The 25,878-nt window shown below is 51.0% G+C and carries 24 protein-coding genes and 1 pseudogene; 15 read left to right on the top strand and 10 right to left on the bottom strand.

What is annotated here, in order from left to right:
• The first annotated feature begins 74 nt into the window (after positions 1–74).
• Together Q7C21_RS02980 and Q7C21_RS02975 are read left to right on the top strand one after the other, a co-directional pair.
• Positions 75–623, top strand: a complete 549-nt coding sequence (locus tag Q7C21_RS02980) for a GNAT family N-acetyltransferase (protein WP_337028605.1) — start codon at positions 75–77, stop codon at positions 621–623.
• Between the two features lie 115 nt (positions 624–738).
• The gene (locus Q7C21_RS02975; RefSeq protein ID WP_375150363.1) at positions 739–2,163 is read left to right on the top strand and encodes a trehalose-6-phosphate synthase; all 1,425 of its coding nucleotides are present in this window, start codon (positions 739–741) and stop codon (positions 2,161–2,163) included.
• A gap of 171 nt (positions 2,164–2,334) precedes the next feature.
• On the opposite strand, the pseudogene Q7C21_RS02970 reads toward Q7C21_RS02975, so the two are convergent.
• Together Q7C21_RS02970 and Q7C21_RS02965 are read right to left on the bottom strand one after the other, a co-directional pair.
• Positions 2,335–2,752, bottom strand: a pseudogene (locus tag Q7C21_RS02970) (GNAT family N-acetyltransferase).
• Between the two features lie 107 nt (positions 2,753–2,859).
• Positions 2,860–3,786: a LysR family transcriptional regulator gene (locus tag Q7C21_RS02965; protein ID WP_187513106.1), complete on the bottom strand. Its 927-nt coding sequence runs from the start codon at positions 3,784–3,786 to the stop codon at positions 2,860–2,862.
• Positions 3,787–3,867: 81 nt separating this feature from the next.
• Between Q7C21_RS02965 and Q7C21_RS02960 the strand changes: the two genes are divergently transcribed.
• A complete protein-coding gene (locus Q7C21_RS02960) occupies positions 3,868–4,845 on the top strand; it encodes an MBL fold metallo-hydrolase (protein ID WP_375150362.1) in 978 nt (325 codons plus the stop codon).
• A gap of 110 nt (positions 4,846–4,955) precedes the next feature.
• On the opposite strand, the gene Q7C21_RS02955 is transcribed toward Q7C21_RS02960, so the two are convergent.
• Positions 4,956–6,164: an MFS transporter gene (locus Q7C21_RS02955; protein WP_187513104.1), complete on the bottom strand. Its 1,209-nt coding sequence runs from the start codon at positions 6,162–6,164 to the stop codon at positions 4,956–4,958.
• A 177-nt stretch (positions 6,165–6,341) separates the two neighbouring features.
• On the opposite strand from Q7C21_RS02955, the gene Q7C21_RS02950 reads away from it, so the two are divergent.
• Both Q7C21_RS02950 and Q7C21_RS02945 read left to right on the top strand, forming a co-directional pair.
• Positions 6,342–6,959, top strand: a complete 618-nt coding sequence (locus Q7C21_RS02950; protein WP_003855012.1) for a TetR/AcrR family transcriptional regulator — start codon at positions 6,342–6,344, stop codon at positions 6,957–6,959.
• Positions 6,960–7,073: 114 nt separating this feature from the next.
• On the top strand, positions 7,074–7,460 hold the full coding sequence (locus tag Q7C21_RS02945) for a YkvA family protein (protein ID WP_140915522.1): 387 nt from the start codon (positions 7,074–7,076) through the stop codon (positions 7,458–7,460).
• Here the strand turns inward: Q7C21_RS02945 and Q7C21_RS02940 are convergent.
• Complete coding sequence (locus tag Q7C21_RS02940) at positions 7,441–9,402, bottom strand: sigma-54-dependent Fis family transcriptional regulator (protein ID WP_140033898.1); 1,962 nt, start codon at positions 9,400–9,402, stop codon at positions 7,441–7,443. The two genes, Q7C21_RS02945 and Q7C21_RS02940, sit on opposite strands and share 20 nt — an antisense overlap.
• Before the next feature lie 186 nt (positions 9,403–9,588).
• Between Q7C21_RS02940 and Q7C21_RS02935 the strand changes: the two genes are divergently transcribed.
• The 4 genes from Q7C21_RS02935 (at position 9,589) to Q7C21_RS02920 (ending at position 13,852) form a co-directional block, all read left to right on the top strand.
• Positions 9,589–11,037 (top strand): sugar porter family MFS transporter, encoded by a 1,449-nt coding sequence (locus Q7C21_RS02935; RefSeq protein ID WP_375150361.1) that lies wholly within the window; start codon positions 9,589–9,591, stop codon positions 11,035–11,037.
• Positions 11,038–11,049: 12 nt separating this feature from the next.
• On the top strand, positions 11,050–12,063 hold the full coding sequence (locus tag Q7C21_RS02930) for a Gfo/Idh/MocA family oxidoreductase (RefSeq protein ID WP_375150360.1): 1,014 nt from the start codon (positions 11,050–11,052) through the stop codon (positions 12,061–12,063).
• Positions 12,063–12,842: a TIM barrel protein gene (locus tag Q7C21_RS02925; protein WP_375150359.1), complete on the top strand. Its 780-nt coding sequence runs from the start codon at positions 12,063–12,065 to the stop codon at positions 12,840–12,842. The genes Q7C21_RS02930 and Q7C21_RS02925 overlap by 1 nt, the downstream gene beginning before the upstream one ends.
• Positions 12,843–12,928: 86 nt before the next feature.
• Entirely contained in the window at positions 12,929–13,852 is a 924-nt protein-coding gene (locus tag Q7C21_RS02920) for a substrate-binding domain-containing protein (RefSeq protein ID WP_375150358.1), read from the top strand.
• A gap of 161 nt (positions 13,853–14,013) precedes the next feature.
• Here the strand turns inward: Q7C21_RS02920 and Q7C21_RS02915 are convergent, their stop codons facing one another.
• From Q7C21_RS02915 to Q7C21_RS02900, 4 genes are all read right to left on the bottom strand, one after another.
• Entirely contained in the window at positions 14,014–14,361 is a 348-nt protein-coding gene (locus Q7C21_RS02915; protein WP_003855026.1) for a hypothetical protein, read from the bottom strand.
• 685 nt (positions 14,362–15,046) lie between these two features.
• Positions 15,047–16,666: a methyl-accepting chemotaxis protein gene (locus Q7C21_RS02910; protein ID WP_008924621.1), complete on the bottom strand. Its 1,620-nt coding sequence runs from the start codon at positions 16,664–16,666 to the stop codon at positions 15,047–15,049.
• An 83-nt stretch (positions 16,667–16,749) separates the two neighbouring features.
• The gene (locus Q7C21_RS02905) at positions 16,750–18,360 is read right to left on the bottom strand and encodes an EAL domain-containing protein (protein WP_039661458.1); all 1,611 of its coding nucleotides are present in this window, start codon (positions 18,358–18,360) and stop codon (positions 16,750–16,752) included.
• Between the two features lie 473 nt (positions 18,361–18,833).
• Positions 18,834–19,835: a GlxA family transcriptional regulator gene (locus Q7C21_RS02900; RefSeq protein ID WP_375150357.1), complete on the bottom strand. Its 1,002-nt coding sequence runs from the start codon at positions 19,833–19,835 to the stop codon at positions 18,834–18,836.
• Positions 19,836–20,244: 409 nt separating this feature from the next.
• Between Q7C21_RS02900 and cybB the strand changes: the two genes are divergently transcribed.
• Positions 20,245–20,769, top strand: a complete 525-nt coding sequence (gene cybB, locus Q7C21_RS02895; RefSeq protein ID WP_375150356.1) for a cytochrome b561 — start codon at positions 20,245–20,247, stop codon at positions 20,767–20,769.
• A gap of 84 nt (positions 20,770–20,853) precedes the next feature.
• Positions 20,854–21,204: a DUF3147 family protein gene (locus tag Q7C21_RS02890; protein WP_105099771.1), complete on the top strand. Its 351-nt coding sequence runs from the start codon at positions 20,854–20,856 to the stop codon at positions 21,202–21,204.
• A 29-nt stretch (positions 21,205–21,233) separates the two neighbouring features.
• Here the strand turns inward: Q7C21_RS02890 and Q7C21_RS02885 are convergent, their stop codons facing one another.
• Together Q7C21_RS02885 and Q7C21_RS02880 are read right to left on the bottom strand one after the other, a co-directional pair.
• On the bottom strand, positions 21,234–21,914 hold the full coding sequence (locus Q7C21_RS02885) for a VIT family protein (protein ID WP_375150471.1): 681 nt from the start codon (positions 21,912–21,914) through the stop codon (positions 21,234–21,236).
• Between the two features lie 167 nt (positions 21,915–22,081).
• Positions 22,082–22,261 (bottom strand): hypothetical protein, encoded by a 180-nt coding sequence (locus Q7C21_RS02880; protein ID WP_156137312.1) that lies wholly within the window; start codon positions 22,259–22,261, stop codon positions 22,082–22,084.
• 314 nt (positions 22,262–22,575) lie between these two features.
• Between Q7C21_RS02880 and Q7C21_RS02875 the strand changes: the two genes are divergently transcribed.
• The 4 genes from Q7C21_RS02875 to fetB all read left to right on the top strand — a co-directional run bounded on the left by Q7C21_RS02875 (position 22,576) and on the right by fetB (position 25,614).
• Positions 22,576–23,235: a DUF1345 domain-containing protein gene (locus Q7C21_RS02875; protein WP_039661456.1), complete on the top strand. Its 660-nt coding sequence runs from the start codon at positions 22,576–22,578 to the stop codon at positions 23,233–23,235.
• A 179-nt stretch (positions 23,236–23,414) separates the two neighbouring features.
• Entirely contained in the window at positions 23,415–23,903 is a 489-nt protein-coding gene (locus Q7C21_RS02870; RefSeq protein WP_003855038.1) for a hypothetical protein, read from the top strand.
• Positions 23,904–24,179: 276 nt separating this feature from the next.
• Positions 24,180–24,848, top strand: coding sequence for an ATP-binding cassette domain-containing protein (locus Q7C21_RS02865; protein WP_003855039.1), 669 nt, complete (start codon positions 24,180–24,182; stop codon positions 24,846–24,848).
• The gene (gene fetB, locus Q7C21_RS02860) at positions 24,835–25,614 is read left to right on the top strand and encodes an iron export ABC transporter permease subunit FetB (protein ID WP_375150355.1); all 780 of its coding nucleotides are present in this window, start codon (positions 24,835–24,837) and stop codon (positions 25,612–25,614) included. The genes Q7C21_RS02865 and fetB overlap by 14 nt, the downstream gene beginning before the upstream one ends.
• The last annotated feature ends 264 nt before the right edge of the window (positions 25,615–25,878 follow it).

Raw genomic sequence — 25,878 nt, 5'->3', positions numbered from 1 at the left:
CGCCTTTTTTACAGGCCGATCGGTTTAATTAACGGCACCGGGCGCTGATGCGCCTATGTTCAAGGAAGCCGTGGATGAAATGCATTAACAAACCCTGGTCCATACCAGGGTGCAGCGATGCTGCAGTCACTGAACTTGCTGAGCAACAGCGCCTTCGCCTTGTTTCGCCCCGCAAATGGTTCAGAGATGCCATCGAGGCCAGTACCGATCCGGCACTGCTGAACTATCGCCTGATCTCTCAGTGGCTGGGTGAATCGATACCGGACACCCGCTCTCTGACTCTGGCGCTGAACAATAGCCTCTGTTTTGGACTTTACCGCAATGGCCGACAAATCGGTTTTGCCCGCGTCGTGACCGATATGGCGGAGACCTGGGTAATCCGGAACCTGTTCATCTCGCCGGAATATCGTTTTATCGGGCTCGGCTCATGGCTGCTGCACTGCTGTCTGTCTCATCCTGGCGCCAGGGGCTGCCGGAGCATCATTGCAATGGGTGAGCCTGTACCGGATTTCTTCGAGCGTAACGGATTTATCTCTTTTCCCTCGCTGCCCGGTGTCTACGTGAAGACGCTGCACGAAGGGGGATACGACCCGATTTGCGCCAAAAGCGCCAGCAGGCACTAAGCCCGGGCGCACGCAAATGAGCGGTTTTCTCCAGTTTATTATCCGACCTCCGATTAATAGCGGCTCACTGCCAGGCAATGTTGCCTTCTCGCAGCGGGTTCTTAAGGAACACACCATGTCAGGCCTTATCCTTGTTTCTCATAATCAATGTCAACGTTCGACGCTTACTGCCGTTTATGAAGGCATACTTTCCCGTCAGGGCGGGCTGTGGATTAGCTGGGATGGTGAGAGCAAAATGATACCCAGCGACGCGTCAAGACCCTACTTAGTGCAGCAGGCTGGCCAGTATGAAACCGTGACCTTCTCCTATACGCCGGGCGAGCTGAATGAGGGTTACCACAACTATATTCACAAAGGACTCTGGCCTGTTTTTCACCAGCGCCCTGACATGGCCCGATTTTCTACCAGTGGCTATCAGGAATATAAAAATATTAATAAAGCCTATGCGCGCGCCATTTGCGAAAATGCCACACCCGACGATGTTATCTGGATTCAGGATTATCATCTGCTTGGCTGTGCTTCCTATATTCGTGAAGAAGGGCTGACCAACTCAGTGGGTATTTTTCTGCATCAGCCTTTCCCGGCTGGCAGGATGTTTGAAACGATTCCCGAATGGCGCTGGTTCACTGACTCATTACTCTGTTGTGACCTGATTGGCTTCCAGACGGTACAGGATATGAATAACTTCCTGGTCTGGCTGGAGAGCGAATTCAGACTGGAGCGACTGGAGGCACAACGTTTTCGGATTAATGGCCGGATAATAAGAGTGGGTGTATTTCCGGTCGGGATTGATCTTGATGATGTGCAATGTCTGCGCGAGAGCAACAGCTGTGCTTACATGGAAATGCAGTGCCGCGAAAGTCTGCCAGAAAATACCGTGCTTAGCGGCGGCCATCTTGATGAGAGTTCGGGGCTGCCTTACCGCATCAGTACCCTGGAGGTACTGTTAATAAGACATGATTGCTATCAGAAAAATATCACGCTATTGCAGCTGGCACCTCCGGCAGCCGGACACGCGCATGATGCATCTGAACTCGGTCATGCGCTGGAAGCACTGTGCGGTGAGCTGAATGGCGTACATGGCACAATGAACTGGTATCCGGTGAACTATCTCACTCATGCTTATAGCCGGGAAGAGCAGGCTGGTATCTATCGAGCCTCACGCGTTGCGCTGGTAACGCCATTAATGGCGGGTATGAGTCTGATGGCGAAAATGTATGTCGCCCTGCAGGACCCGAAAAATCCTGGCGTGCTTATCCTCTCGCAGTTTGCCGGTGCAGCCGAGCAGATGGAGGGAGCCATCATCGTCAATCCTTATGATCCTGACGCCATGGCCAGTGCGGTGCATCGCGCCCTGCAGATGCCGTTACACGAACGGCGAAGTCTGCATGCACGTCTGATGAAAGGCCTGCATATGCACAACAATCATCACTGGGCCGGGGCGTTCTTAAGCATGCTGAACGCTGAGCCGGCGGCGCCTCAGGCTCTGCCGCCACCGGCATTTTTTCCGCGATTAAGCAGTAGCCGGGCGAGATACTGAGATTCAGAACGTAAACGGTGCTTTATAAAGTGAAGGTGTGGAAGTTAACGGGTTCACGCTGATAGAGAGCAGAGCAGATAACGTTTTATCTACCTGCTCATCAATGTTTTATTTGGATCAGTGCTTAATGATGTGATGTTACGGTCTGCATTAAACGGGAGCATCACTATTTCATGACTTTTTGGTATTTTTCCAGATCCTTGCCATACCTTCACTTACAGGGCTGACGCGCGTAAAACCAAATTTTTCGTACAGCGCCGGAACATCTGCCATCAATGTGACATAAGCACATCACAGGCATTTTGATCGAGCCACTTTGTCAGCGTTTCCATTATCATGCGGCCCAGACCTTTTCCCTGATGCGTAGATCTACAGCGACATCGACAATATCCATATTCAGCGCGGCGTCGCCTACGATACGTCCCATTCCGATGACGGTTTCCCTATAAAGGATATGAACACCATAACAGCTGTCAGGACGTCCCTGGCGGGCAGCTTCGGCGGGACGTGGCGTCAGTCCTGAGATAATACGTAAGCGGCAAAAATTCTCTACAGACCGAACAGTTCCAGCAAGCTGGTAGTCAGACAAATTTTTATCCTCTTCTCAGCATCCATTTTCTGCAAAGTCTGGTTTTTGACGTTGTTCAGGGCGGTTGAACTGCAAAGCAGGTTTTAGCATCCCATAAGAGCAGCTACTCAGATTCGCTCTGTCATCACACTACGCAGTTCCTCCCTGAGCCAGCTCAGCGGCATATCGTTATCACAGCGTTTATGCCAGAGCAGCGAAAGAGCGATTTCGGGAGTCGCCACCGGTACAGGGCTGGAGCATAAACCGTAATGGGTTATCCAGTCATCCGCTAGCCCGGCGGGGACGGTAGCTAACGCGGGCATGCGCACCAGTAGCGGCGGCAGAGAGGAAAAATGCGGCGTCACGTAGCGAATCGAACGTGCCTTTCCCAGGGTCGCAAGCTGGTCATCAATGGCGCTCCAGGTTGATCCACGATAGGAAACCAGCAGATGATCATGCGCCACGTAATCCTCCAGCGTCAGCGGCGCAGATAACGAAAGCTGCTCCGGATGCCACAACGTACAAAAGCTTTGTGAAACGATCTTCTCGCGCTGCAGCGTGGCGGGCGTGTTATCGCCCACCGATATGGCAAGATCGATCTCGCCACGTGCGACCAGTTCCACATCCCTGAAGGGATCGCTGGCCGTGACCTGAAGCGTCACGCCCGGCGCGGTGCGCGTGATGCGCGCATACAGTGCCGGCATGATTGAGCGCTCAACCCAGTCGCTCATCCCCAGCCGAAAAACATGCGTCGCCTCAGAAGGCGTGAAGGATGCTGGCTGAAAAAGGACATTCTGCATCTGCGCCATCAGAGGCCCCAGCTCAGCGATCAGCGCCTCGGCTCGCGGGGTAGGCTCCATTCCTGTTGCTGTACGCACAAAGAGCGGATCGCTGAACATCACCCGCAACCGGGCCAGTGCATTACTGACCGCAGGCTGGCCCAGATGCAGCTTTTCTGCTGCACGAGAGACGCTGCCTTCCCGCTTCAGAACTAACAGCACCGTCAGTAAATTCAGGTCGATACGATGAAAATCATTTTCTCTGATAGTGAGCATCAGTTTAATCAATTTGAGTGATATGGATTGTCTGAGGATACTGCCCACCACGTTGTGATGAAACATTCTGGAGAATAATTGATGAAAATTTTACTGATGCTGGTGGCGTCACTTATGGCATTCAGTCCGGCCTATGCAGCCGAACAGCCGTCTGCACGGGATCAACAGGCTCCGGGTTATTACCGGATGATGTTAGGTAAATTGCGCATTACCGCCGTTTCCGACGGCACGGTGACCATTCCCCTTAATAGACTACTGACAAACATTTCACCGGATACACTCAGCAAGGGAATGGCCAGAGAGGCGATGACGCCGCAGGCTGAAACGTCGATTAACGCGTTTGTTATCGATGATGGCAAAAAGCGCATCTTAGTCGATACTGGCGCCGGTGAGCTTTTTGGCCACGATGGCGGACATCTGCTGACCAACCTGGCCGCTGCTGGCTATCCGGCTGAATCGATCGATGCTGTGCTTCTGACTCATGTTCATGCCGATCATTCAGGCGGTGTCTCGCGTGCAGGCAAGCCGGCTTTTCCTGAAGCTGAAGTGTATGTGGATAAACGGGATGTCGATTTCTGGCTTAATCCGGCCAACGCCAGCAAAGTGGAAGCCAGTCAGGCTCACACCTTTGCGGATTCTGAACGAACGCTTCGCCCGGTCATGAATGCTGGCCTGCTTAAAACATTTATGGCACCCGCTACATTACCGGGAGGAATCCGTGCTGAGTCGACCGCTGGCCATACGCCGGGCAGCGTACTTTATCGCGTGGAAAGCCAGGGGCAGACGCTGGTGTTATGGGGAGACATCATCCATGCCAAAGCGGTGCAAATGCCAGACCCCGAAGTGGCCATCCATTTTGATGTCGATCAGAAACAGGCTATTAATACACGTGAAAGGGTACTGAAACAGGCTGCCGATCAGGGCTACTGGGTGGCTGCGGCGCATATCGCTTTCCCGGGTCTGGGTCATGTTCAGCACGAGGGTAATGCTTATCGCTGGGTGCCCGCTAATTACACCACCCAGCTCGGGCAGTCAGTTTCTGACGAGGCCAACAATTAACACATAATGGGTTTGGCAAAACGCGTTCAGACAGATTTACCGGTCACAAGCTCAAAGCAAAGCAGATTGGATATTTATCGGGCGTCCATTGCGGACGCCTTTCAACATCACTATTTCACTGGGCCTCCTCTGGCACCCGGCCTGAAAGCATGCTTTTTCGCCCGCCAGGCGATGATCAACGCAACCGCCATAAAGGTGAGTAGCGCCCAGGGAAAAGAGACCGCACCGGCATTATTGAGAAGCAGTCCTCCAGTAACGCCGCCGCTGGCGATAGCCAGATTCCATGCGGTTGTCACCATCGCCTGAACAACGTCGACATGATTGCCAGCCGAATCAGCGGCGGCCGTTTGCATCTGGGTTGATGCACCACCAAACGACCAACCCCATACGATGACAGCCACATAGACCACAATCTGTTCCCGCATGCCTGCGACCAGCACCACAGAAACCGCCGCCAGTGCTGCAAGGCTGAGCAGAACCAGATGTCGCAAATGACGATCTACCAACATTCCGGTGATCCAGATGCCGACCAATGCCGCGATGCCAAAAATCAGCAGGATAAGTCCGACGTTTCCGGTCAGTCCCGACAACTGCAGGAATGGTCCGATGAACGTATAAAGAATGTTGTGAGCCGTCATCCACAGAAAGATAACCGCCAGAACGGGCCTGACGCCGGGCATACGGAAAACCTGCCATATCGGCAGTCGACGGTCAGCCTGCTGGCCCGGCAGGTCAGGAACCGCCACCCATGTCCAGATAAAGAGAATAATGGCCAGTGCTGCCATGATCCCAAAGGGGACTCTCCATCCCATCATACTGCCCAGCCATGCGCCTGCCGGGGTTCCTAGCGACAGGGCAACCGGTATTCCAACCATCGCAATAGCCAGCGCGCGGCCCTGTAATTCAGCAGGAACGAGGCGGCGCGCATAGCCCGCCAGGATTCCCCATGCAAGTCCGGCAGCCACACCGGACATGAAGCGAGCCCCCATCGTCAGCCAGTAGCTGGATGAAAGGGTGGTAACGGTGTTGAAAATCAGGAAAGTCCCGACGGCAAGCAGCAGCACTTTTTTACGTCGCCATCCACTGGTCAGAACCGTTAAAGGAATCGCCGCCAGCAGCGATCCCAGCGCATAGATACTGACCAGCTGGCCTGCCATTACCTGAGAAACACCCAGACCTTTTCCGATCTCCGGAAGCAGACCCGCCGGAAGGGTCTCGGTCAGAATGGCGATAAAGCCAGTCATGGCAAATGCCAGCAGGGAAGCCAGAGGCAGGCCTCGTTGTGTTGTGGTTTCACTGAATGCGGTATTGACGTGCACGTTGAGTCCTTTTTTAAGTTTGTAACGCTTAAATATTGCGAAAACCCGCGTGATAACAGGCTGGCTGATATAAATATCGATCGGTATATATATTCGAAACTATAAGCCCCCGCGCAACTTGTCAAGAATATATGTATCGATTAGTATTTATGTCTGGCAAGTCAAAAAGGAACGGATATGGCTCAGATGGGACGTCCACGAACATTTGACCGTGACGAAGCAATTCGTCAGGCGATGACACTTTTCTGGCAACACGGTTACGAGTCCACTTCGCTTGCCATGCTCAAGTCGAATCTCGGTAACGGTATCACTGCCCCCAGTTTTTACGCCGCATTTGGTTCTAAAGAGGCGCTGTTCGAAGAGGTTGTCGAATGCTATATGACGACTTATGGTCAGGTGAACGATTGTCTATGGGACGACTCGCTTGAACCCCGACAGGCTATCGAACTCGCCTTGCGTCGCTCCGCAAAGATGCAGACAGATCAGGGACATCCCAGCGGTTGCCTGATCGCGCTGTCCGTTAATACCTGCTCACCTGCAAACGCGCACATTCGTGAGCTTCTGGCAGCGCAACGCGATCGAACCAGAGCGGGATTTTTGCGATGTGTCACCAGAGCGAAAGAGGCGGGGCTTCTGGTTTCCGGTACAGATGTGCAGGCACTGGCCAGGTTTTTTCACAGTTTTGAAATCGGCCTGTCGACCGAAGCCCGCGATGGCGCAACCGGTAAAGAACTTGATGCGGCGGTATCAACTGCCATGAAGACCTGGGATGCCGATTGTCGTAGTGTTGATTGACTGAAATGGCGCCCGGACTCAACACGGAGCGTGAGTCTTTGTGAGGAGCGTTGTACGAAAGCGGAATAACCGTTGTCCTCAATAAGGAAAAGACGTTTCGTGAAAAGTAAGCTTATGACTGACATCAAAACGTGGGCACGAAACATCAAACGGGATGTGCATGCGGTATGGCTCGCCGCCCGCGATCCCCGTACACCGTTAGTGGCTAAAGTGCTGGCGATGATTGTCGCGGCCTATGCGGTTTCACCCATCGATCTGATCCCCGACTTCATTCCCGTTATCGGCTATCTCGACGACCTGATCATTGTACCGCTGGGGATCATGCTGGTGGTACGTCTTATTCCCCCCGAGGTGATGCGCGAACATCGTGAAACTGCAGCGCAAGCCAGTACACATCCGGTCAGTCGCGTAACGGCAGGAATCGTTATCGCGATATGGATTGTTGGTGCCACTGTGCTGTTCAGCCAAATCGTCGCAGCGTTCAGGCATCATTTTTCCTGAAAGCACGGTAGTCGATTTTCCATGCATTGAGCTTGTTATATAACGCCGTTCGTGAGATCCCCAGCAGTTGCGCCGACTGACGCAGATTCCCCTGTTGTTCACTGACAACTTGTAAAATATGCATCCGCTCCAGATTTTGCAGTGAGGGTTGAATCTCTCCGGGCGCATCACTGGCTGAGACTTGCTGCAGGGATTCGGGCAAATCGGCGCGGGTTATTTCTAACCCTTCACTCAGGTTGACGACACGCTCAATCACATTTTCCAGTTCACGTACGTTTCCCGGCCAATCCCAGGCTTGCAGACAGGTCATTGCGTCCGGCGCGACCACAGGCGGAATACGCTTCAGACGTGTGCAGAGCGCCTGAATGAAAATATTCACCAACTCCGGTATGTCTTCACGACGGTCACGCAGCGGAGGAATTTCTAATGAAATTACATTCAGACGGTAATAGAGATCGCGCCGAAAGGCATTTTTCTCCACGGCATCCAGCAGGTTGCAGTGCGTTGCCACGATAATGCGGACATTCACTTTCACGGGCTGAGCCGCGCCGATACGCAGCACTTCACTCTCCTGCAGCACGCGTAGCAAGCTGGTTTGCGCTTCGAGCGGCATCTCACCAATCTCATCCAGGAAAAGGGTTCCGCCGTCAGCCAGTTCAAACTTGCCCGCCGAACCGCCACGCCGTGAACCGGTGAAGGCGCCATCCGCATAGCCAAACAGCTCGCTTTGCACCAGATCGCGTGGCAGTGCGCCGCAGTTAAGAGCGATAAACGCTTCCTGCTGACGTGGGCTGGCATTATGAATGGCCTGCGCAAACAACTCTTTGCCGGTGCCACTTTCACCGCTGAGCAGCACTGTGCTGTCGGTTCGGCTGCTGACCCGGGCCTTATGAATTGCCTGCTGCAGACGCGACGAGCGGCCGCGAATCATGTCAAAGGTGTAACTGGCATTCACGCCCATGACACGTCGTGTAATGGCACGGATACGCTGATTTTCACGCAGCGACAGCACGCGTCCGCCATCCGGCGCGGGCATCAATGATATCAGGCAGGAGAGGGGGGCCAGGCCGGCTGGCCTGAACTGCAACTCGATGTCATTACAAAAAGGCATGGTCAGCAGCGATCCGCCTTGTGGCTGTAGCAGTTCATCAATCGGGATATTGCCTGGATTCAGCCCGCTGAAAATCTGGCGCGCATAGCGGTTAAGGGTTTTAATGCGTCCCTGTTTATCACAGACAATCACACCTTCATTCAGCGTCTCAAGAATGGACTGCTGTTCAGCCAGCAGGCGTCGTAGCATCAGTTGCTGTCCGACTGCTTCTGCCGCCGCCTGGACCGTGCCAAGTGTGTGGACGTTGAAATTATCAGGCGTGGCGGTCAGTGTGAGCACACCTATCAATTGTCCGTTTTCATTACGTACGGGGGCCGCAGCGCACTGCCGGCGGCGTTTTCGCAAATCAAACTTCCAGTTTTCACCGCTCAACACATAGACCAGTCGCTGTTCAATCAGGCAGCGCGCGGTACAGTTAGTACCCAATACCTCTTCACGCAGAATACTGCCGATCGGTGTCAGGTCGGCACCGCAAAAATGGAGCGTTACACCCTGCGCATCGGTGAGGTTAATGTGCCCGTCCGGATTATAGGCGAGCAAATTTTCCATAATGCTGCGTGCAACAAGAATGAGTTCTGCATTGTTTTCAAGAATCGCAGTCAGTTCGCTGGCTGGGGGCGCGGTATAGATAAATCGATCTGGATCGATAGCGTACTGCTGCGAGCGTTGCCAGGAGTGCAGAATAGTTTCACGAAGCGCTGGCGGCGGTTCGCCCTGGGTAAAGCTCTCCCAGCTTCGCCATAACAGCGCGTCCCAACTGTCGGCGGCCTCCCTGTCGGGCAGGCTGAAGATCGCCTCGCTCTCATCTCGTAATAACAATTGCTGATTCACACGCCACTCCAGTGGGATTAAATGTCCATTTTATGGACATGTTAAGTTGACATGTAAACTTTGTTGCCAGTTTGAGGTGTGACGTTGTGTCAGCGCTCACAAAATTTCCCGGATTTTGGTTGGCACCCCCTTTGCAAAGGTTGATGCAATCACCTGAATCAATCATGCGAAGGGAAATAAGTTGTTATGCGCAAACACAATTTACGGCTGATTCTGTTTATCTGTGCCATTGCTTCACTAAGTGGCGTGATTCTCGGTTATGACGCTTCTGTAATCTCTGGCGTTATCGACCCGCTGACAGAACATCTGAATTTAACGCCATGGGAAAGTGGCTGGGCGGTGTCCAACGTCATTCTCGGCTGCATCGGCGGCGCATGGAGTGTTGGCTTCATTTCTGATCGTATCGGTCGCAAAACGACCCTAATCGTTACCGCTCTACTCTTTTTGCTCTCCGCAGTGGGCGCTACGCTGGCGGGATCGCTGACCGATTTCGTTATCTGGCGACTGACTGGCGGGCTGGCGGTCGGGATGGCCTCTGCGATTACGCCGCTTTACATCGCTGAAGTTTCACCCAAAGACTGGCGCGGACGGATGCTCGGCCTGCAGCAGATGCTGATGGTGGGCGGACAGGTTACCGTCTATATCGTGAATTACCTGATTGCACGCGGCATGCCGCATCAGTGGATTGTCAGTGAAGGCTGGCGCTGGATGCTTGCTTCGGGCGTGGTGCCTTGCGTGCTATTTCTGCTGCTGGTGCCGTTTATGCCAGAGTCACCGCGCTGGCTGGCGCTGAACGGCAAAAAAGAGCGGGCCCTTGAGGTGCTGACGCGTCTTTCAAATGCCCAACACGCCGAGCGACTGTTACAGGAAATCCTGACGTCAAATCGGGATGACCACATCCAGACCCGTCAGCGCGGCATCCTGCGGGATGCGCGGGCACGCTATATCCTGCTGGTGGGTTGTGCCATTGCTATTTTGCAGCAGATCTCCGGTATCAACATCCTGCTCTATTACGCGCCGTCACTCTTACAAAACATCACCGGCAGTACCCAGTCTTCCCTGTTTCACAGCATTTTCATTGGTCTTGCGCTGCTGACTGGCGTGGCCGTTTGTCTGAGTACCATTGATCGTCTGGGCAGGACAGTGCTGCTGCGCTGGGGGGCACTGGGATGCGCGCTCTCTATGATCTTCACCGCCCTGGCATTTATCGCCGATGCAGGTGGCCTGCTGCCGGTGATTGGACTGCTGGCCTTCGTGCTGATATTTGGCCTCTCATGGAGCCTGGGTGCCTGGCTGCTGATCTCAGAAATCTTTCCTAATCGGATTCGCGCCGTGGCGATGGGCTTTGCGTTCGCCTCGATGTACGTCGCTAATTTTATCGTTACCCAAAGCTTCCCGATGATGAACCGCAGCCAGGTGCTGATGGAACACTTTCATGGTGCCTTCCCACTGATGTTATGCGCGGTGGGATCGCTCATCGCGTTCTGGTTTGTCCGTCGTTTTTTACCGGAAACCCGGGGCGTGTCGCTGGAGCACATTGAACCGCTGATGCTCTCCAAATCCCGTCGTTTCGCTGCTGAGGTGAAGCGATCTGAACAACACCCTTCATCGCCCGCCTGGGCAAAAGCAAAATAATAAGGAGTTTTTATGAACCATCAAACAGTGCGCGTGGGTTTAATCGGCGCAGGCCGCATGGGCAGCTTCCATGCGGAAAATCTGGCCTGGCGTGTGCCTGGTGCCACCCTTGCGGCAGTGGCGGATCCGTTCCCTGGCGCAGCAGAGAAGCTCGCCAGCCGGCTTGGGGTGAGCAAATCGTATAGCGAGCTGCATGCGCTGCTTCAGGATGATGAAATCGACGCCGTTGCGATTGCCGCGCCAGCACGGACGCATGCGGAGTGGGTGATTGCCGCGGCCAGAGCCGGCAAACATGTGTTTTGCGAAAAGCCTATGGCTGTCACGCTGGATGAGGCCGATCGCGCCATCGCGGCGGCAAAAGAGGCAGGCGTCGTGTTACAGGTGGGCTTTAATCGCCGCTTTGATTCCGGTTTTGCGGCAGCAATTGCAGCGGTAAAAAACGGTGAGAATGGCACGACACAGCTTAGTCGCTCTGTGACCCGTGACCCAGGCCTGAACGATCCAGCGCCGATTCCGCAATGGACCATCTTCCTTGAAACGCTGATTCACGATTTTGACACGCTACTGCACTTCAATCATGGCGCAAAGCCGGTAGAAGTCTATGCGCTGGCCGATGCGCTGGTGCGGCCAGATTTTAAGGATAAAGGGCTGCTGGATACCTCGGTTGTGACTATTCGCTTCGACAACGGCGCTATTGCTATAGCTGAGGCAAACTTTCAGGCGGTCTATGGCTATGACGTGCGCGGTGAGGTTTTTGGCAGTAAAGGCATGCTGCAGGCGGGCCACATCAATGCCAACCACTGCGTGCGTTACACCGCCAGCGGAATAGCCGTCGATACGTCGCGACTGGATTCAGATCTGCTGCGAGAGGCCTATGTGGCAGAAATGACCGAGTTTGCCCGCTGTATCCGAAGTGGTGAAACGCCTCGCGCCACGGGCGAAGATGCGCGCAACGCGCTGGAAATTGCGCTGGCCTGTATCGAATCTGTACAGAGCAACCTGCCGGTTAAGCTGGGGGCGCGCTGATGGCTGATTATCAACTTTCCGTCTGCGCTGAAATGGTATTTCTGGAGCTGCCATTTACAGAGCGCGTAAAACGCATTCATGAGCTGGGTTTCGGCGTCGAAATCTGGGGATGGGCCAACAAGGATATTGATGCGCTGATGGCGACCGGTGCGCGCTTTACCTCTATGACCGGTTATCTGAGCGGTAATCTTACCGATGAAACAGAGATAGCGCAGTTACTGCAGAGTGCTGAAGCCTCACTGGCTGTGGCCGAACGTCTCAGTTGTCCTGTACTGAATCTGCATGGCACCGGACTTGACGACCGCGGACTGCCGGTAAAACCCGTGACAACGGTAACGGGCGCTATGTGGCTCAAGGCCGCCGATACGCTGCGCCAGGTTGCACAACTTGGTGAACGAGCCGGACGCGTTTTCACCCTCGAAAACCTTAATCTGCCGATCGATCATCCGGGCACACCCTTCGCCCTGGCCTCTGAAACGCTGGCGCTGGTCGAAGCGGTCAACAGCCCGGCGCTGAAGATGAATCTGGATCTCTACCATGCACAAATTGGCGAGGGCAATCTGATTGAACTGGTACGGCGCTGCGGTTCTGCGATAGGGGAAATCCAGGTTGCCGATGTACCAGGCCGCCAGCAGCCGGGCACCGGCGAGATCAATTACCGGGCTATTGCCCGGACGCTGCAGGAGATAGGTTACAGCGGCACCGTCGCCATGGAGGGCTGGGCCAGCGGTGATAGCACGGCGGCTGTCCAGCAGTTCCGCGATCACTTTACGTTGTAAGCAGCATGTGTCGGGTATTTGCCTGTTACCCGACGCACAATAACGTTAATGAAAACAATAACAACCTCAACCTACAGGAATTGACTATGAACACCAGAAATCTTCTGCTTTGTCTTTGCTCCCTGCTGTTTAGTGCAGGAATCAGTGCCAAAACGTTTACCGTTGGCGTCGCGCTGGCTAACTTCGACCTTAACTTTGTCTCCATCCTTCGCACTCAGATGCAGAAAGAGCTTAACGCCAGTGAACTCAAGAGCCAGTTTGTTGATGCCAAAGGCGATGTCGCGCTGCAGGTGCAGCAGGTTGATGACTTTATCAACCAGGGCGTTGACGCCATTATTCTCAATCCGGTTGATACTCAGGGTGTTTTACCGATGATCACGGCCGCCAAAAATGCCGGTATTCCGCTGGTTTTCGTAAATCGTAAACCGGAAGTGAAACTGCCAGCAGATATGGCATATGTTGGCTCTGATTCGGCGCTGGGTGGCGAAATGCAGATGGAGGCGCTGGCAAAGAAAATGAACTACAAAGGTAATGTAGCGATACTGATGGGCGCGCTGTCGAATGAAGAGGCCCGTGAGCGTACCCGTGCTGTGGAAGCGGTTATCAGTAAATATAAAGACATGAAAGTTATTGAGAAGCAGACAGCGAAATGGCAACGCAATGAAGCGGTTGATGTGGTTTCTGGCTGGCTGCTAAATCAGCGTCCCATTGACGCCATTGCTGCAAACAACGATGAGATGGCGATTGGCGCGATTATGGCTTTAAACCAGGCGAAGAACGATAAAATCCTTGTGGCGGGAATTGACGGAACACCAGATGGTCAGCAGTTCATTAAAAACGGCAGGATGGTGCTCACTATTTTTCAGGATGCAAAAGGACAGGCTACCGGCGCAGTTCAGGTGACCAAAGCCCTGCTGAACAAACAAAAGGTTGAGACGCTTAACTGGGTGCCTTACAAGCTGATTACACCTGAAAATTATCTGAACTTTGTTGCTGAGAATTCAAAGTAGTCTCACGTTCAGGGTTATTTACGAACATCTCTTCCAGGTGAAAATGATCAACCGGGGTACCTGAACAATGATGAACATGCGCGCGTATTCTGGACCGTGAACGGTGAAAGGGGGAATTGAACACGCGCGCAAATTGCCAGTGAATGATTTTCAACCGTCTCTTACAAACCGACCAGCGTAATCTGTTTCTTGATGGTCAGCGCTTTATAGAGTGCTTTAGCCAGGCTGCCAGGCTCAACGTCAGGCCTGACGCCCTCCGGATCAGTCCAGAACGATTTAATCCGCAAAATGGTGTTGATGCTGGTCACGCGCTCCAGTTCCAGAACGGCCAGTACAGGGTGACGCATTTCGCCGAGTTCTTCTATTGTATCGGCTTCAATGACCGCGGCACGGGATGCCTGACTATCAAAGATCACGTGGCAGCGTGCCCCCTTGAGGTTAAGAATGTCGATGACTTCATAAAGGCATTCAACAGCCTCTGCACTGTAGGTTGCGGACACATTAAACATAGCAAATCCCTCTGACGTAAAACGTAGTAAGCAGCCAGCATAGGCGAACTACAATCAGAGTAGAAGTTACTGTTTTTGAATGAAAAATATAGAGTCAAAAGGTGACGATAACGTGTGTCATTTTAACTCTTATTTAGACTGGCACTAATAATAAGCGAGACGTTAACAGATTCTGGCGATGGGAGGCGGATTTGACTTAAAGAAGGACTCACATCGGGCATGCTAATCGTTCCAGTGAGCAGTGTATTTACAGATGTAAGTAGCGCATTCAGCTACAGGTTTTCGCTATTTTACACAATGAACCTCAGGTTAAGTTTAAGATTTATCGCTCTCTTAAATCTCAAATTCCCCAGGCTGACTGGAGTAATGACTTAACCTGGCTCAACACTCAGTCTGATTTGTTTCTGCGGTTCAGCGGGATATTCTGGTGGGTCAACATCCTGATGGGGTTTCGCAACTCAGGTGAGTAGTACGGCGTGAAGCGGATTTGGCGGCGGATAAGACGTCCCGGAATTATGCAGGTTTGTTCACATATGCGGGCGACACGCTGGCGGTTACTGCCTGATCAACCAAATTTCAAAATACGAAAGCGAGAAAAGCCACCACAGAGGATGGCTTTGCCTGCACGATAATCTGCGTGTGGCGTGAGAGAATGGCTACCTGAAACCTGAGTTAATCAGGTTCATCACGCCGTGGCGTAAGTTATTTCTTTGTGATTGCTCAATCCCTGAACATTCTCTGACGGGGCGTCCTCAGTCCTGAATGCGCTTACCGTACGCATCATGATAACGGCCTGATCATTCAGCATGGCGGAAGCAGCAAGCGATTCCTCTACAAGAGCGGCGTTCTGCTGGGTGGTGGTGTCGATCTGCGTAATGGCAATATTAATCTGAGCAATACCGTCCGCCTGTTCGACGGCAGCCTGATCGATTTGGCTCAGGATTGTTTTCATCTCAGAAACGTTGCTGATCATGCCGCCCATCAACTGGTTTGCGTCCGTTGCCATTCTTTGTCCGTCTCGTGTCTGGGATGAAGACTTTTCAATCAACGCTTTTATCTCGCTGGATGAAGTGGCCGTCTTCTGTGACAGGGAACGAACCTCCTGCGCCACTACCGCAAATCCCCGGCCATGCTCACCGGCACGCGCTGCTTCAACCGCCGCATTGAGCGCCAGAATATTGGTCTGGAACGCAATCGAGTCAATCAAGGTCAGTATTTCCGCCATCTGACGTGAGGAGGCTTCGATTTCATTCATCTTAACCGTCACGGCCTGCATCATTTCACCGTTTTGACTGACGGCATTCTCAGCCTGCGCTGAGAGCGTGGAGGCAAAGCGCGTATTGCTGCGGGTGTGGGCAATGGTGGCGGTAAACTGCTCAACAGAGGCAGCCGTTTCCTCTACCGAGCTGGCCTGCTCTTCCGTTCGTTCCGATAAATTACGGGTGCCGGCGAGTATCTGATGGGCCCCGGTAGCGATATTTTCTGCACCTTCGCGTATCTGACGGACCATCACACTGAGATTAGTTTGCATGGCGCCAATGGCGTTCATGAGAAGTCCTGTCTCATCCCGACGTTGCGTGCTGATACTGTTAGTGAGGTGCCCTTCAGCGACTCGCTGTACCCGGGCGATAACGTCATAAAGCGGGGCAGTAATCGATCGGGTAATAAACAGTGCCAGCGTAATGGCTGTCAGGATGCTGAACAGAGAGATGAAAATAATCTCCTTGCGTACGCTGTTATATCGCGTAGTGAAACTTTCATAGGAGCTTTTCATCTGGGCTTCCTGTAACCCGATGAAATTCGATACTTGCTTAACATACGCATCCTGTAGTTTCACTGTTGAGTTGAGATAAAACGAGTTTGCCTCCGCTTTATTTACGGCCAGGCGCGACAGGAAATCCTGGCGCGAACTCAGAAATTCGCGGCGTTTGACCTCAATATCATCAAGGATCCTCTGTGAGTCACTGTCGTCTGCAAGACGCCGCAGTTCGCCAAACGTGGTGCTGATATTCTTTGTTTTTTCCAGCATCTCACGCTCAATGGTCACTTTGGAAACGGGATCTTCGGCATTTATCAGCATCAGCTGTAGCTGGACACCCTGATTTATATTCTGAATAAGGTCATTGCCTAAAGATATCGTTGGATAGTCGTCGTTAATCATACCGGTGATACTTGTTCTGGCCATTCCCAGCGCGTTGAGTCCGATAAGGACGCTGACAAGCAGAAAAGAAATCAGTGCGAAATAAGAAATTCCAAGCTTTGATCTGATCTTTAGATTTTCAAAAACCTGCTTAACTCTGTTCATTATTAACGTTCCTGGTGAGTGTGTGGTGAAAATGAAAAGGGGGGTAATGCCGCAATGGTTACCCTAAGCATTAATGTGTTCATTCATGCATTATGATTTATGAAATAACCAAATTGTTGTGGGCAGAGTGGGCGCGACCACAGATATCCCTGTATCAGAACTTCATTTTTCAGATCCATTCGGCTGATAAGTTCTAACTGCTGTTGTGTTTCAATTCCCTCTACGACAATGACTTTACCCAGTTTCTGGGCCAGTTGAATACTGGACTCCATTACTGTGCAGGCAAGTGGGTTAGAAATGGCTTCTTCAGTCAGGCTTTTATCAATTTTTATGCACCTGAAGTTGCTGTTGTAAAGATAGCGAAGCCCTGAACTGCCGGTTCCGAAATCATCCACGGCCATCTCAACACCCGCTGCGATTAAAACGCTGAGAGTTGTCTTTACGCTCATCTGCTGCGCCAGTTCCTGGCGTTCAGTTAATTCCAGCACCAGTTTTATTTTGCAGGCTGCCGTGGCATTCAGAAAGTACTGACAGGCAATGATAAGAGATTCCTGTTCAAAGTGAGAGGAATGAACATTAAAGTTAAGCCTGAACGAAGGCGGAAGTATCAGACTTCCTGCTAAGATTCTGTCAGCAATATCGGTTAAAAGAAACTCTGCCAGTTTGTTCACGATATTATGTTTTTCAGCAACAGGAATAAAAAGGTGGGGCGATATCATTATGGACGGGCTCACTCTCCAGCGTATCAAAACCTCGCCTCCCATAAGGCGTTTTTCGTTCAGGCTGAATACCGGTTGTATGTCAAAAGAGAAAGCCTTGTCTCTAAGGGCGTTAATGATGTAACGCTTTCTGGAGTAGAATCGGTTGAGTGTCCAGCGTGAGGTAAGGAAAAATGCCAGAAACAGGGAAGAAAAAAAACCAGCAGAGATTATAGTATGGTCAATGCCATCGGTATTTTCTGATGAGGTCTCTATTATTTTGTACGGAAACAGGGTGGATTTTTTTAAATAACCATTTTCTTCCACCGAAGAAGATGCTGTTAAACCATGCCAGGAGAGTCGCATTCCATCTGCTTCAAGTGTATAAATTTTGTTGCTTACCAGATGGATTGTGCTGAGTGGTGTCGTAAAATATCCGGCATCTATTGCAAGTGTCATTATGCCATTATTGAAAGGTATTAAAATCACCATTGCATTTTTATCTGGCACGCGATTGGAGCCGGATATGAGTTTTATTGAAATTCCTTTTTCATTTTTTTCGATGCGTTTTCTGATATCGTGCCTGATGTTCAGGTTAACCCTTTCGTTTGGAATGAAGGTCTGACCTGTCGATGAGGAGCAGTAAATATTCCCGGAGGCATCAAACAGAGTCAGCGATCGAATATAGCCGTTTGTCTGAACGGTTTTTTTTATTGACTGCAGTTGCTGGCTTGTGCAGTCTGTCCCCGTTTTTATTAGTGCGGTGGCACTTTCGATCGCGTCCGCCAGAATTCCGTCGATTTTTATTACCAGGTTCTCCAGTGTCCGGGTTCTTTGTTTGTCGTCAGAGGATGAATTAATGCAGTAAAAAAAGATCGCTGACAAAGCGACCAGAATTGATGAAATGATCAATGACGCCCATAATTTCTTTTTATCCGCACGCTCAGGGTGTTGAAAGGCTTCTGAAATTATAGTTGCGTGCCTTGCCTTCATCATTTCTCCCCTGGTGTTATGTGGTTTAAAAGAAATTAATTTTTCCCAAAAAACACTGGGTCAATGGCTAAATTTTTGTCTGAAGGATTTCGGTCAATCATATAAATAATGAATGACGTAATATCACCTTTTTTTCTAAAATAGATTGTGTAGCGCAACAGCTAATACACTGTAATCTAATCATCAATTTTATGTCAAGATGATCGGGTTAGCGTAAATTATCAGTGTGACGCCAGGTAATAACGGTAAACGTTAATACTCGGAAAAATAAACATGTCGTTATATCGGCAATGTAACAGGAAAATATAGTTCAAATAAAGTGAACGAGTGCAGGAGCCGTAATCAGTTTAACTGATTACGGCCTGCAGAAAGGGGGCTTTAATCCAGAGTTTATATTGATAACGCTAAGTGATCATCACCTCATAATAACCTGCTGCCAGTTCATCCAGTATCCCATCTGTAAATGCCGGTATGTTTTAGCCTTGTGGTGAGGCTTTGTCGGCAAGCCATTGGCGGTAACGTGCTGGCGCCATTCCCATTATCTGTGTGAATGCTTTTCTGAAGGCTGTCTCTTCTGAATAGCCACACTCTGTCACCACCTGACGTATGCTGATCGTAGGATTCGCGAGCATGACACAGGCAGATTCTATTCTTATGCGGGTGATGAATTCTTTAGGCTTTTCCTGCGTGAGCGCTTTAAGTTTTCGTTGCAGCGTGCGTTCAGTGGTATTGAGTGCTTCAGCCAGTTTTGCCGCGCTGATAGAGGGGTTTTTAAACCGTATGATGTCCTGAGCACGTAATAAAAGCGGGTGGCCATTATCTGCCAGCCCGGGAGGGACATAAAGGTGCTGGCATAAAGAGTCGTTGTCCGTTAGCGACATGCCTGCGGCAAGTTTTGCCACATCGGCTCCAGCGCCTTTCTGAATAATATGCAGAACCAGCGAAATCCATGAGAAACATCCGCCGGTGGTCAATACCCGTCCATCTTCCTCAAGCACCTTACCCCATTGAGACTGGGCAAGTGGGTAGCGTTCCCGCATGGTGTGATAAAACCACCACGTTGTTGAAAAAGACTTTCCGTCAAGCAAACCTGCTTCGCCCAGTATGAACCCACCTGTACCTGTTGAGGCGACGATAGAACCGGCGTCATATTGCTTCCTTAACCAGACGGCGGCCTCTTTTACGCCCAGCATATTCACGGGCTCCCGGTTGTTTCCCAGCACCATGCCGGGGGCAATAATGACATCAGGTTGACCAACTGACTGAAAGGAGCTGTCAATGTGAATGAGACGGCCCTGAACGTCCCATACGGGGCCACCATCCGGACTGACGATAACGGTCTGGAAAGGGTCGTTTTCAAACCGGGCTGCATGTTGTGGACTGGAAGCAACGGCATAATTCGCTATCCAGAACATGTCTGCTATTCCTGAAATGGCTGAGAGAACGCTGCCCTCAATAGCCAGTATCGCAATTCGCATTGCCTGAACCCCATGGTGTTAAATTGTCGTAAATTGCGTGAAAATTGTTACTTACTGCGTAACACAATCAAAGCAGCTGTTTAACCTGTTAAGCGTGTATAGAGCCACAACGCGCTACCGTCATGCAAACTGAACCTGAGATGCAACACATCTGGGCAGTAAATGAATGTAATCAGATTGTTAAATAGAGGGTTTTTTCAGCCACAAATGCGTCTGAGAAGGTGAAGGGGATGCATTACAGCGTGAAACTAACGAAGCGTGCAATCAGGCCATAGCCAGATGCTGTGAAGCATCGGATGGCTGCTTTGCAGCTGAGTTATTAAGCTTTAAAATCACAGGTAAATTGCTAATAAACATCTAATTATTTGCTGGTATAGTGACATATAAAAATAGTCACTGGAGTTTATCGATGTTGAGCAAATACAAAGGTTCGCAAATTCTTTTTCACTGGCTTACGGTTCTGTTGATCACCGTGGCTTACGCTACGATTGAGCTGCGCTGGATGGCAGACAAGGGCACCTGGCAGCGAAATGTGGTTATGATTACTCACTTTTCAGCAGGTTTCTGCATATTGCTCCTGATGATAGCCCGTCTTTTTTTGCGCACCCGCACGAAAACCCCGCCGATCACGCCACCTGTTGCGCCATGGCAGACGGGTATTTCGCATCTGGTGCACACCTTGCTGTATGCACTTTTTGTTGTATTACCGATCCTGGGGCTGAGTTCACGTTACCTGCGCGGAAAAGAGTGGTCCCTGTTTGGGCTTAACATGCCTGTCGCGACGATTCCGGACCCTGCCTCTGCCAGTATGTTAATTGACTGGCACGAAACCCTGGCGCCACTGGGATACTGGTTAATTGGTCTGCATGCGGTGGCGGCGTTGTTCCATCACTATTTTCTGAAAGATGACACGTTGCGCAGGATGATGCCGTAAGCGCGTGGCCTGATAATCAGAGCGTGTTGATCGTTCACGATCCTGCACTCGTCGGTGAGATGTACAGGAATTTTGAGGAGAATCATGCTCTGGTTGATAGCGAAATATGCCATTACGGCGTTTATGGTCGTACTGATATCAGAAGCGGCGAAGCGCAGCGATCGACTGGGCGGCCTGCTTGCCGCCTTACCGCTGGTCACTCTTCTGGTGCTGATCTGGATGAAGCTGGAAGGGCAGACACAGGAAAAAATCAGCGCTCATGCCTGGTACACTTTCTGGTATGTGGTGCCGACACTGCCGATGTTCGTTCTTTTTCCCTGCCTCTATCAGCGAACCGGCTTCTGGCTGACGCTACTGATATCCTGCGTAATCACTGTCATCCTCTTTGCTCTCTGGGCGCTGTTTTTAAAGCGCTTTGGTATTCAGCTTATGTAGTTAAGGTGACGCTTACGCGTCACCTTAATTCACCCTGCGAAATGGCCAAACAAAGCGCCAGTCACACCGGACAGCGCCATTGCGAGACTGCTCCAGAAACTGACACGGATGATGCTGCGTATGACTGGTGCTCCGCCGGCTCTGGCGGCGACAGCCCCTAAAATCATCAGCGCCAGCAGAGCCGAGATAACAATACCCGCAATACCTGAATAAGTCAGAGCGACAATAAGCGGAATTAATGCCCCCACCGTAAAACTGCCTGCAGAGAACAGTGCAGCCTGAAGCGGCCGGGCGCTGGAGATATCAGAGATGCCAAGTTCATCACGCGTATGCGCATCAAGAGCGTCATGTTTCATGAGTGCGGTGGCAACCTCATGCGCTAATTCTTTATTCAAACCGCGATGAGTATAAATTGCTGCCAGCTCGTGTGTTTCAGCCTGATAGTTGCTTTCCAGTTCGGCCTGTTCTTCGGCAATAGCGGCGCGCTCGGTGTCAGCCTGTGAGGAAACAGAAACGTACTCACCTGTCGCCATAGACATGGCACCGGCCACCACGCCGGCTACGCCTGTCAGAAGCAGACTATGAAAAGCGCTGTTAGCAGCAGCGACACCGGTGAGAAGGCTTGCCGTCGAAACAATGCCATCATTGGCACCCAGCACGGCTGCTCGCAGCCAGCCAGATCGCGAAATTTTGTGCGATTCTCCATGTATCAACCGTTTATCCCTCTTGTGTCAGACGTTAACGTTTTAAAGCAGGCCGCAGCAGGCACTCAATCTGTAAATCATGACGTCATTGGCTCTCGATCAGTCGCCCTCGAAAAAGTATAGACGCGGTGCGAAAGTCAACGAGGGAACCGGCGGGCCATCGTTAAAAAACCTTAATCAAGCTTGCTGAGATCACGTTCAATATCGGCATGCCGTCCATTGTCAGCGATTTCCCGCCCTGGACGCGGCGCTGCTTTGAGTGCTTTTTCCAGATATTGCCTGGCGATCTGTTTATTACCCTGATTGAGCTGGAAATCGCCATAAAAATAAAGAGGGTGGAGATTTATTTTCACTGCCTTCAGGTTAGCGTGATTGAGAATTATTAACATCTGTTTTAATCGTAAAGGCGAAATAGATAATTCACCAAAAAACTACTGCTAAAGCGGCAGCCATACCTGATGGAACAAACACCGTTAGATTATTCACCCTCTCAATACCCGCAGACTTTACTGCATAAGTGATTCGCTGCGCTTTTTACACATTTCACGTTCTGGAACCGAATCCTGGCGGATACTTAAAAAGTGTAAGTATTGATTCTTTATTTATAATTTTTACCCGGTTTTAGCTAAAGTGGATATCATTCTGACTAAACCATAATGGCTTTACGATGCCGACATCTTTAACCTCCACGCTGTATACCCGCTTGCGTCTGGTGCTCTCTGTTGCTGCCGGTTTAATGTGCTACTTTTTGCTCTCTGCTCAGTTGGGTCAGATGCAGCGTTTGTTGATTAGCTGGAATGTGTGGGCCTGGCTCTATCTCTGCATTCTCTGGGTTCGTATGCTGCGAACCGATGCAACGGGAATTAAGCGTATTGCTCAGCTGCAGGATCAGAGTGCCGCGCTGGTGCTGGGAATCGTGATTGTGGCGTGTATGGTCAGTATTGTGGCTATTCTGAGTGAACTCCCTACCCTGAAAGGATTGACCGGCACACCACGACTCCTGCATTTGTTGCTGACAGCAATGACATTGATCGCATCCTGGGCCATGTTGCCCAGTTCATTTGCGATGCACTATGCTCATCAGCACTACCTTAACCGGAGTGAACATGTGAGTCCGTTGATATTCCCCGATAAAACGACGGATCCGGGCTACTGGGATTTCCTCTACTTTTCATTCACCATCGCGGTTGCGTCACAAACTGCGGACGTTGCCACCGGAACCACAGAGATGCGTAAACTCGCATTACTGCAATCTGTTATCTCCTTTATTTTCAATCTGGCTATTCTGGGTTTATCGGTGAATGTCGGGGCTGGTTTACTGAATTAAATCCAGTGACAGCCTGGCATCATTTGCGGAGCTGTCATTCTGTAACAACCTGGTCACCTTTAGTGATTATAACAATGTGTAATGAGGTGTTATCTGCCTCTTCAACCGACACGCACTGCCGTGTAAGTTCTGTCGTGTTATACGTTTGTTGTTCCCGTGATCCGATCAGGAGAAAGAGAGTGAAAGCAACTGCAATGGTTACAACCAGCCTGTTAATGCTGATGAGCAGTGTTCATGCTGAAGGTCTGACGACCTCAGCGGATGGTAAAAACCTGACTGTCAGTTTCGGGCAGCCCACCATCAAACAGGTGCTGCACTACCGCAAAATGTATGACAAAAAGCCGTTTCCGGACGCTGAGATCTATTATTACGACAATGGCACCTATAAGATCATTTCTCAGGGCGAAAACCACTACGGCGTTTACGTTATGCAGGGCAAGTTTGATGATGAAACGTTCACCGTGCGTTTTATCTCTCTGCCTTCTGCTGACTGGGGCAATAAAACGGCCTTTCACCAGTTAACGTTTATCAAAAGTGAAAAGCAGAACGTTTTCATTCAGAATGCGATTGTCGACACCGGCGAGGCCATCGCACAGCAGAACGGCACCTATACACAGGAAATGAATACGGTCACAAATCCCGTTTCTACCCATTGGGAAAACAAATAATTGCCGCAGCGGGTCAGCCACCTTTGTCTGACCCTCTTGCTTTTTGCGGAGGAACGACCCACAGCTGTTTCAATCCACTCATTTTTAACTCAGAAGATGATTAGCCGTTCTGAAATGACTACTCTTATGTCTCGCAGTCCGATGCGCTTAACCCGCCATTCGCGCTGTAAATGGGCGGCAAAGCACACCACGTGTATCCGGCCCATGAAAGGCAGTGTCTGATTCCGTCTGACGCAAAAATCCTGCCACTTTCTCTTAAGGTCCTGAGGCGTAAATATGGACAGAGTTTTGCCCCTGCTCGATGTGCAGGAGGTCACTTTTTCAGTCGGAGATCGTCAGCTACTACGACCGGTATCTCTGCAGTTACATCAGGGCGATTGCGTATTACTGACCGGCCCTTCTGGCAGTGGAAAAAGTACACTTTTAAAAATTATGGCTTCCCTCATTACGCCAGATTCCGGGCAACTCTTCTTCAAAAACCACGACATCACCACCCTGGACGCAGAGGCGTATCGCCAGCAGGTCTCGTACTGTTTTCAGACACCGCAGCTGTTTGGTCAGACGGTTTACGACAACCTCGCGCTTCCCTGGCAGATCCGGCGCCAGAAACCGCATCGGGAAAGGCTTGTTGCTCACCTTGAGAGTGTCAATCTCTCACCCGATATGCTGAATAAATCTGTTGAACAGCTCTCCGGTGGGGAAAAGCAGCGTATCGGGCTGCTTCGTAATCTGCAGTTTATGCCGGATATTTTGCTACTGGATGAAGTCACCAGCGCCCTTGATGACGTAAACAGGCTGGCGGTGCTTTCATTGATTAACAGAATTTCAGTTGAAGACAAGGTGGCGGTGGTGCGTATCAGTCACGATGTAAATGACATTGAGCAGGCCGGGAATGTGCTTCGTCTGGCAGCGCCCGAAGAGGAGCATCAGCGTGAATCAACATAATATTAGTGACACCTCACTGTTGCTCTCATTGACGCTGGTCGTCATTGCTTTGCTAATCAGTCAGAAAGAAAAGCTCGGCATGAGTAAAGATATTATCTGGAGTGTATGCCGGGCGATTATCCAGCTGATTATTGTTGGCTTCGTGCTGAAGTCAATTTTCGACGTTAATAACAGCTGGCTGACGGTAGTGATGGTGTTGTTTATCTGCGTAAATGCCGCAATCAATGCACGCAAGCGCGGTCGGAATATCGATAACGCCTTTGCGATATCCTTTGTCGCTATTTTCAGTGGCACCGTCATCACACTGACGATTCTGGGGCTTAGCGGCGCAATCGCCTTTGTGCCGATGCAGGTCATTCCCATCTCAGGCATGATTGCCGGTAATGCCATGGTCGCGGTAGGGCTCTGTTACAGCAATCTGAACCAGCGTTTCAGCGATAATCACCAGAAAATTATGGAGATGCTGAGCCTGGGCGCATCAGTGAAGTTGTCGTCGGGCCGTATTATTGCTGACAGCATTCGTACAGCTCTGATCCCCACGGTAGATGCGGCCAAAACGGTCGGACTGGTCAGCCTTCCTGGGATGATGTCAGGATTGATCTTCGCAGGAATCGATCCGCTCAAGGCAATTAAGTATCAGATTATGGTGACGTTCATGCTGATTGGAACCGCCAGCCTGTCAACAATCATCGCGGTCTACTTATCTTACCGACGTTTTTATAATGCCAGGTCGCAGCTGAAAATATCGGATAACAACTCTCATTAATGATCGTGGCTGCGTGCTCTGAGCATAACAGCCAGTGATTATAGTCAGTCTGCCATCAGTTAACGCGCACGCGCCTGATTGATGGCGGACCGCTTCAACAGCCCTTGCATCAGGCGAATTGTAAGGGTCAGATTCATGTTTATTGATTACATATTCCTGTGCCTCATGCACCGCTGTGATTGAGTTTACTTCTGTCAGTGATAATAGCGGTCTCGCGATTGCTTAAATTCATAGTGATGGACGCAGAGTCCACTCAAAACCTTT

The organism is Pantoea sp. ANP04, from assembly GCF_041982285.1.
In the GTDB taxonomy this organism is placed as follows: Bacteria; Pseudomonadota; Gammaproteobacteria; order Enterobacterales; family Enterobacteriaceae; genus Pantoea; species Pantoea eucalypti.
The sequence above is the reverse complement of the archived record's forward strand: the minus strand, read 5'-3'. Positions and strand labels throughout refer to the sequence as shown.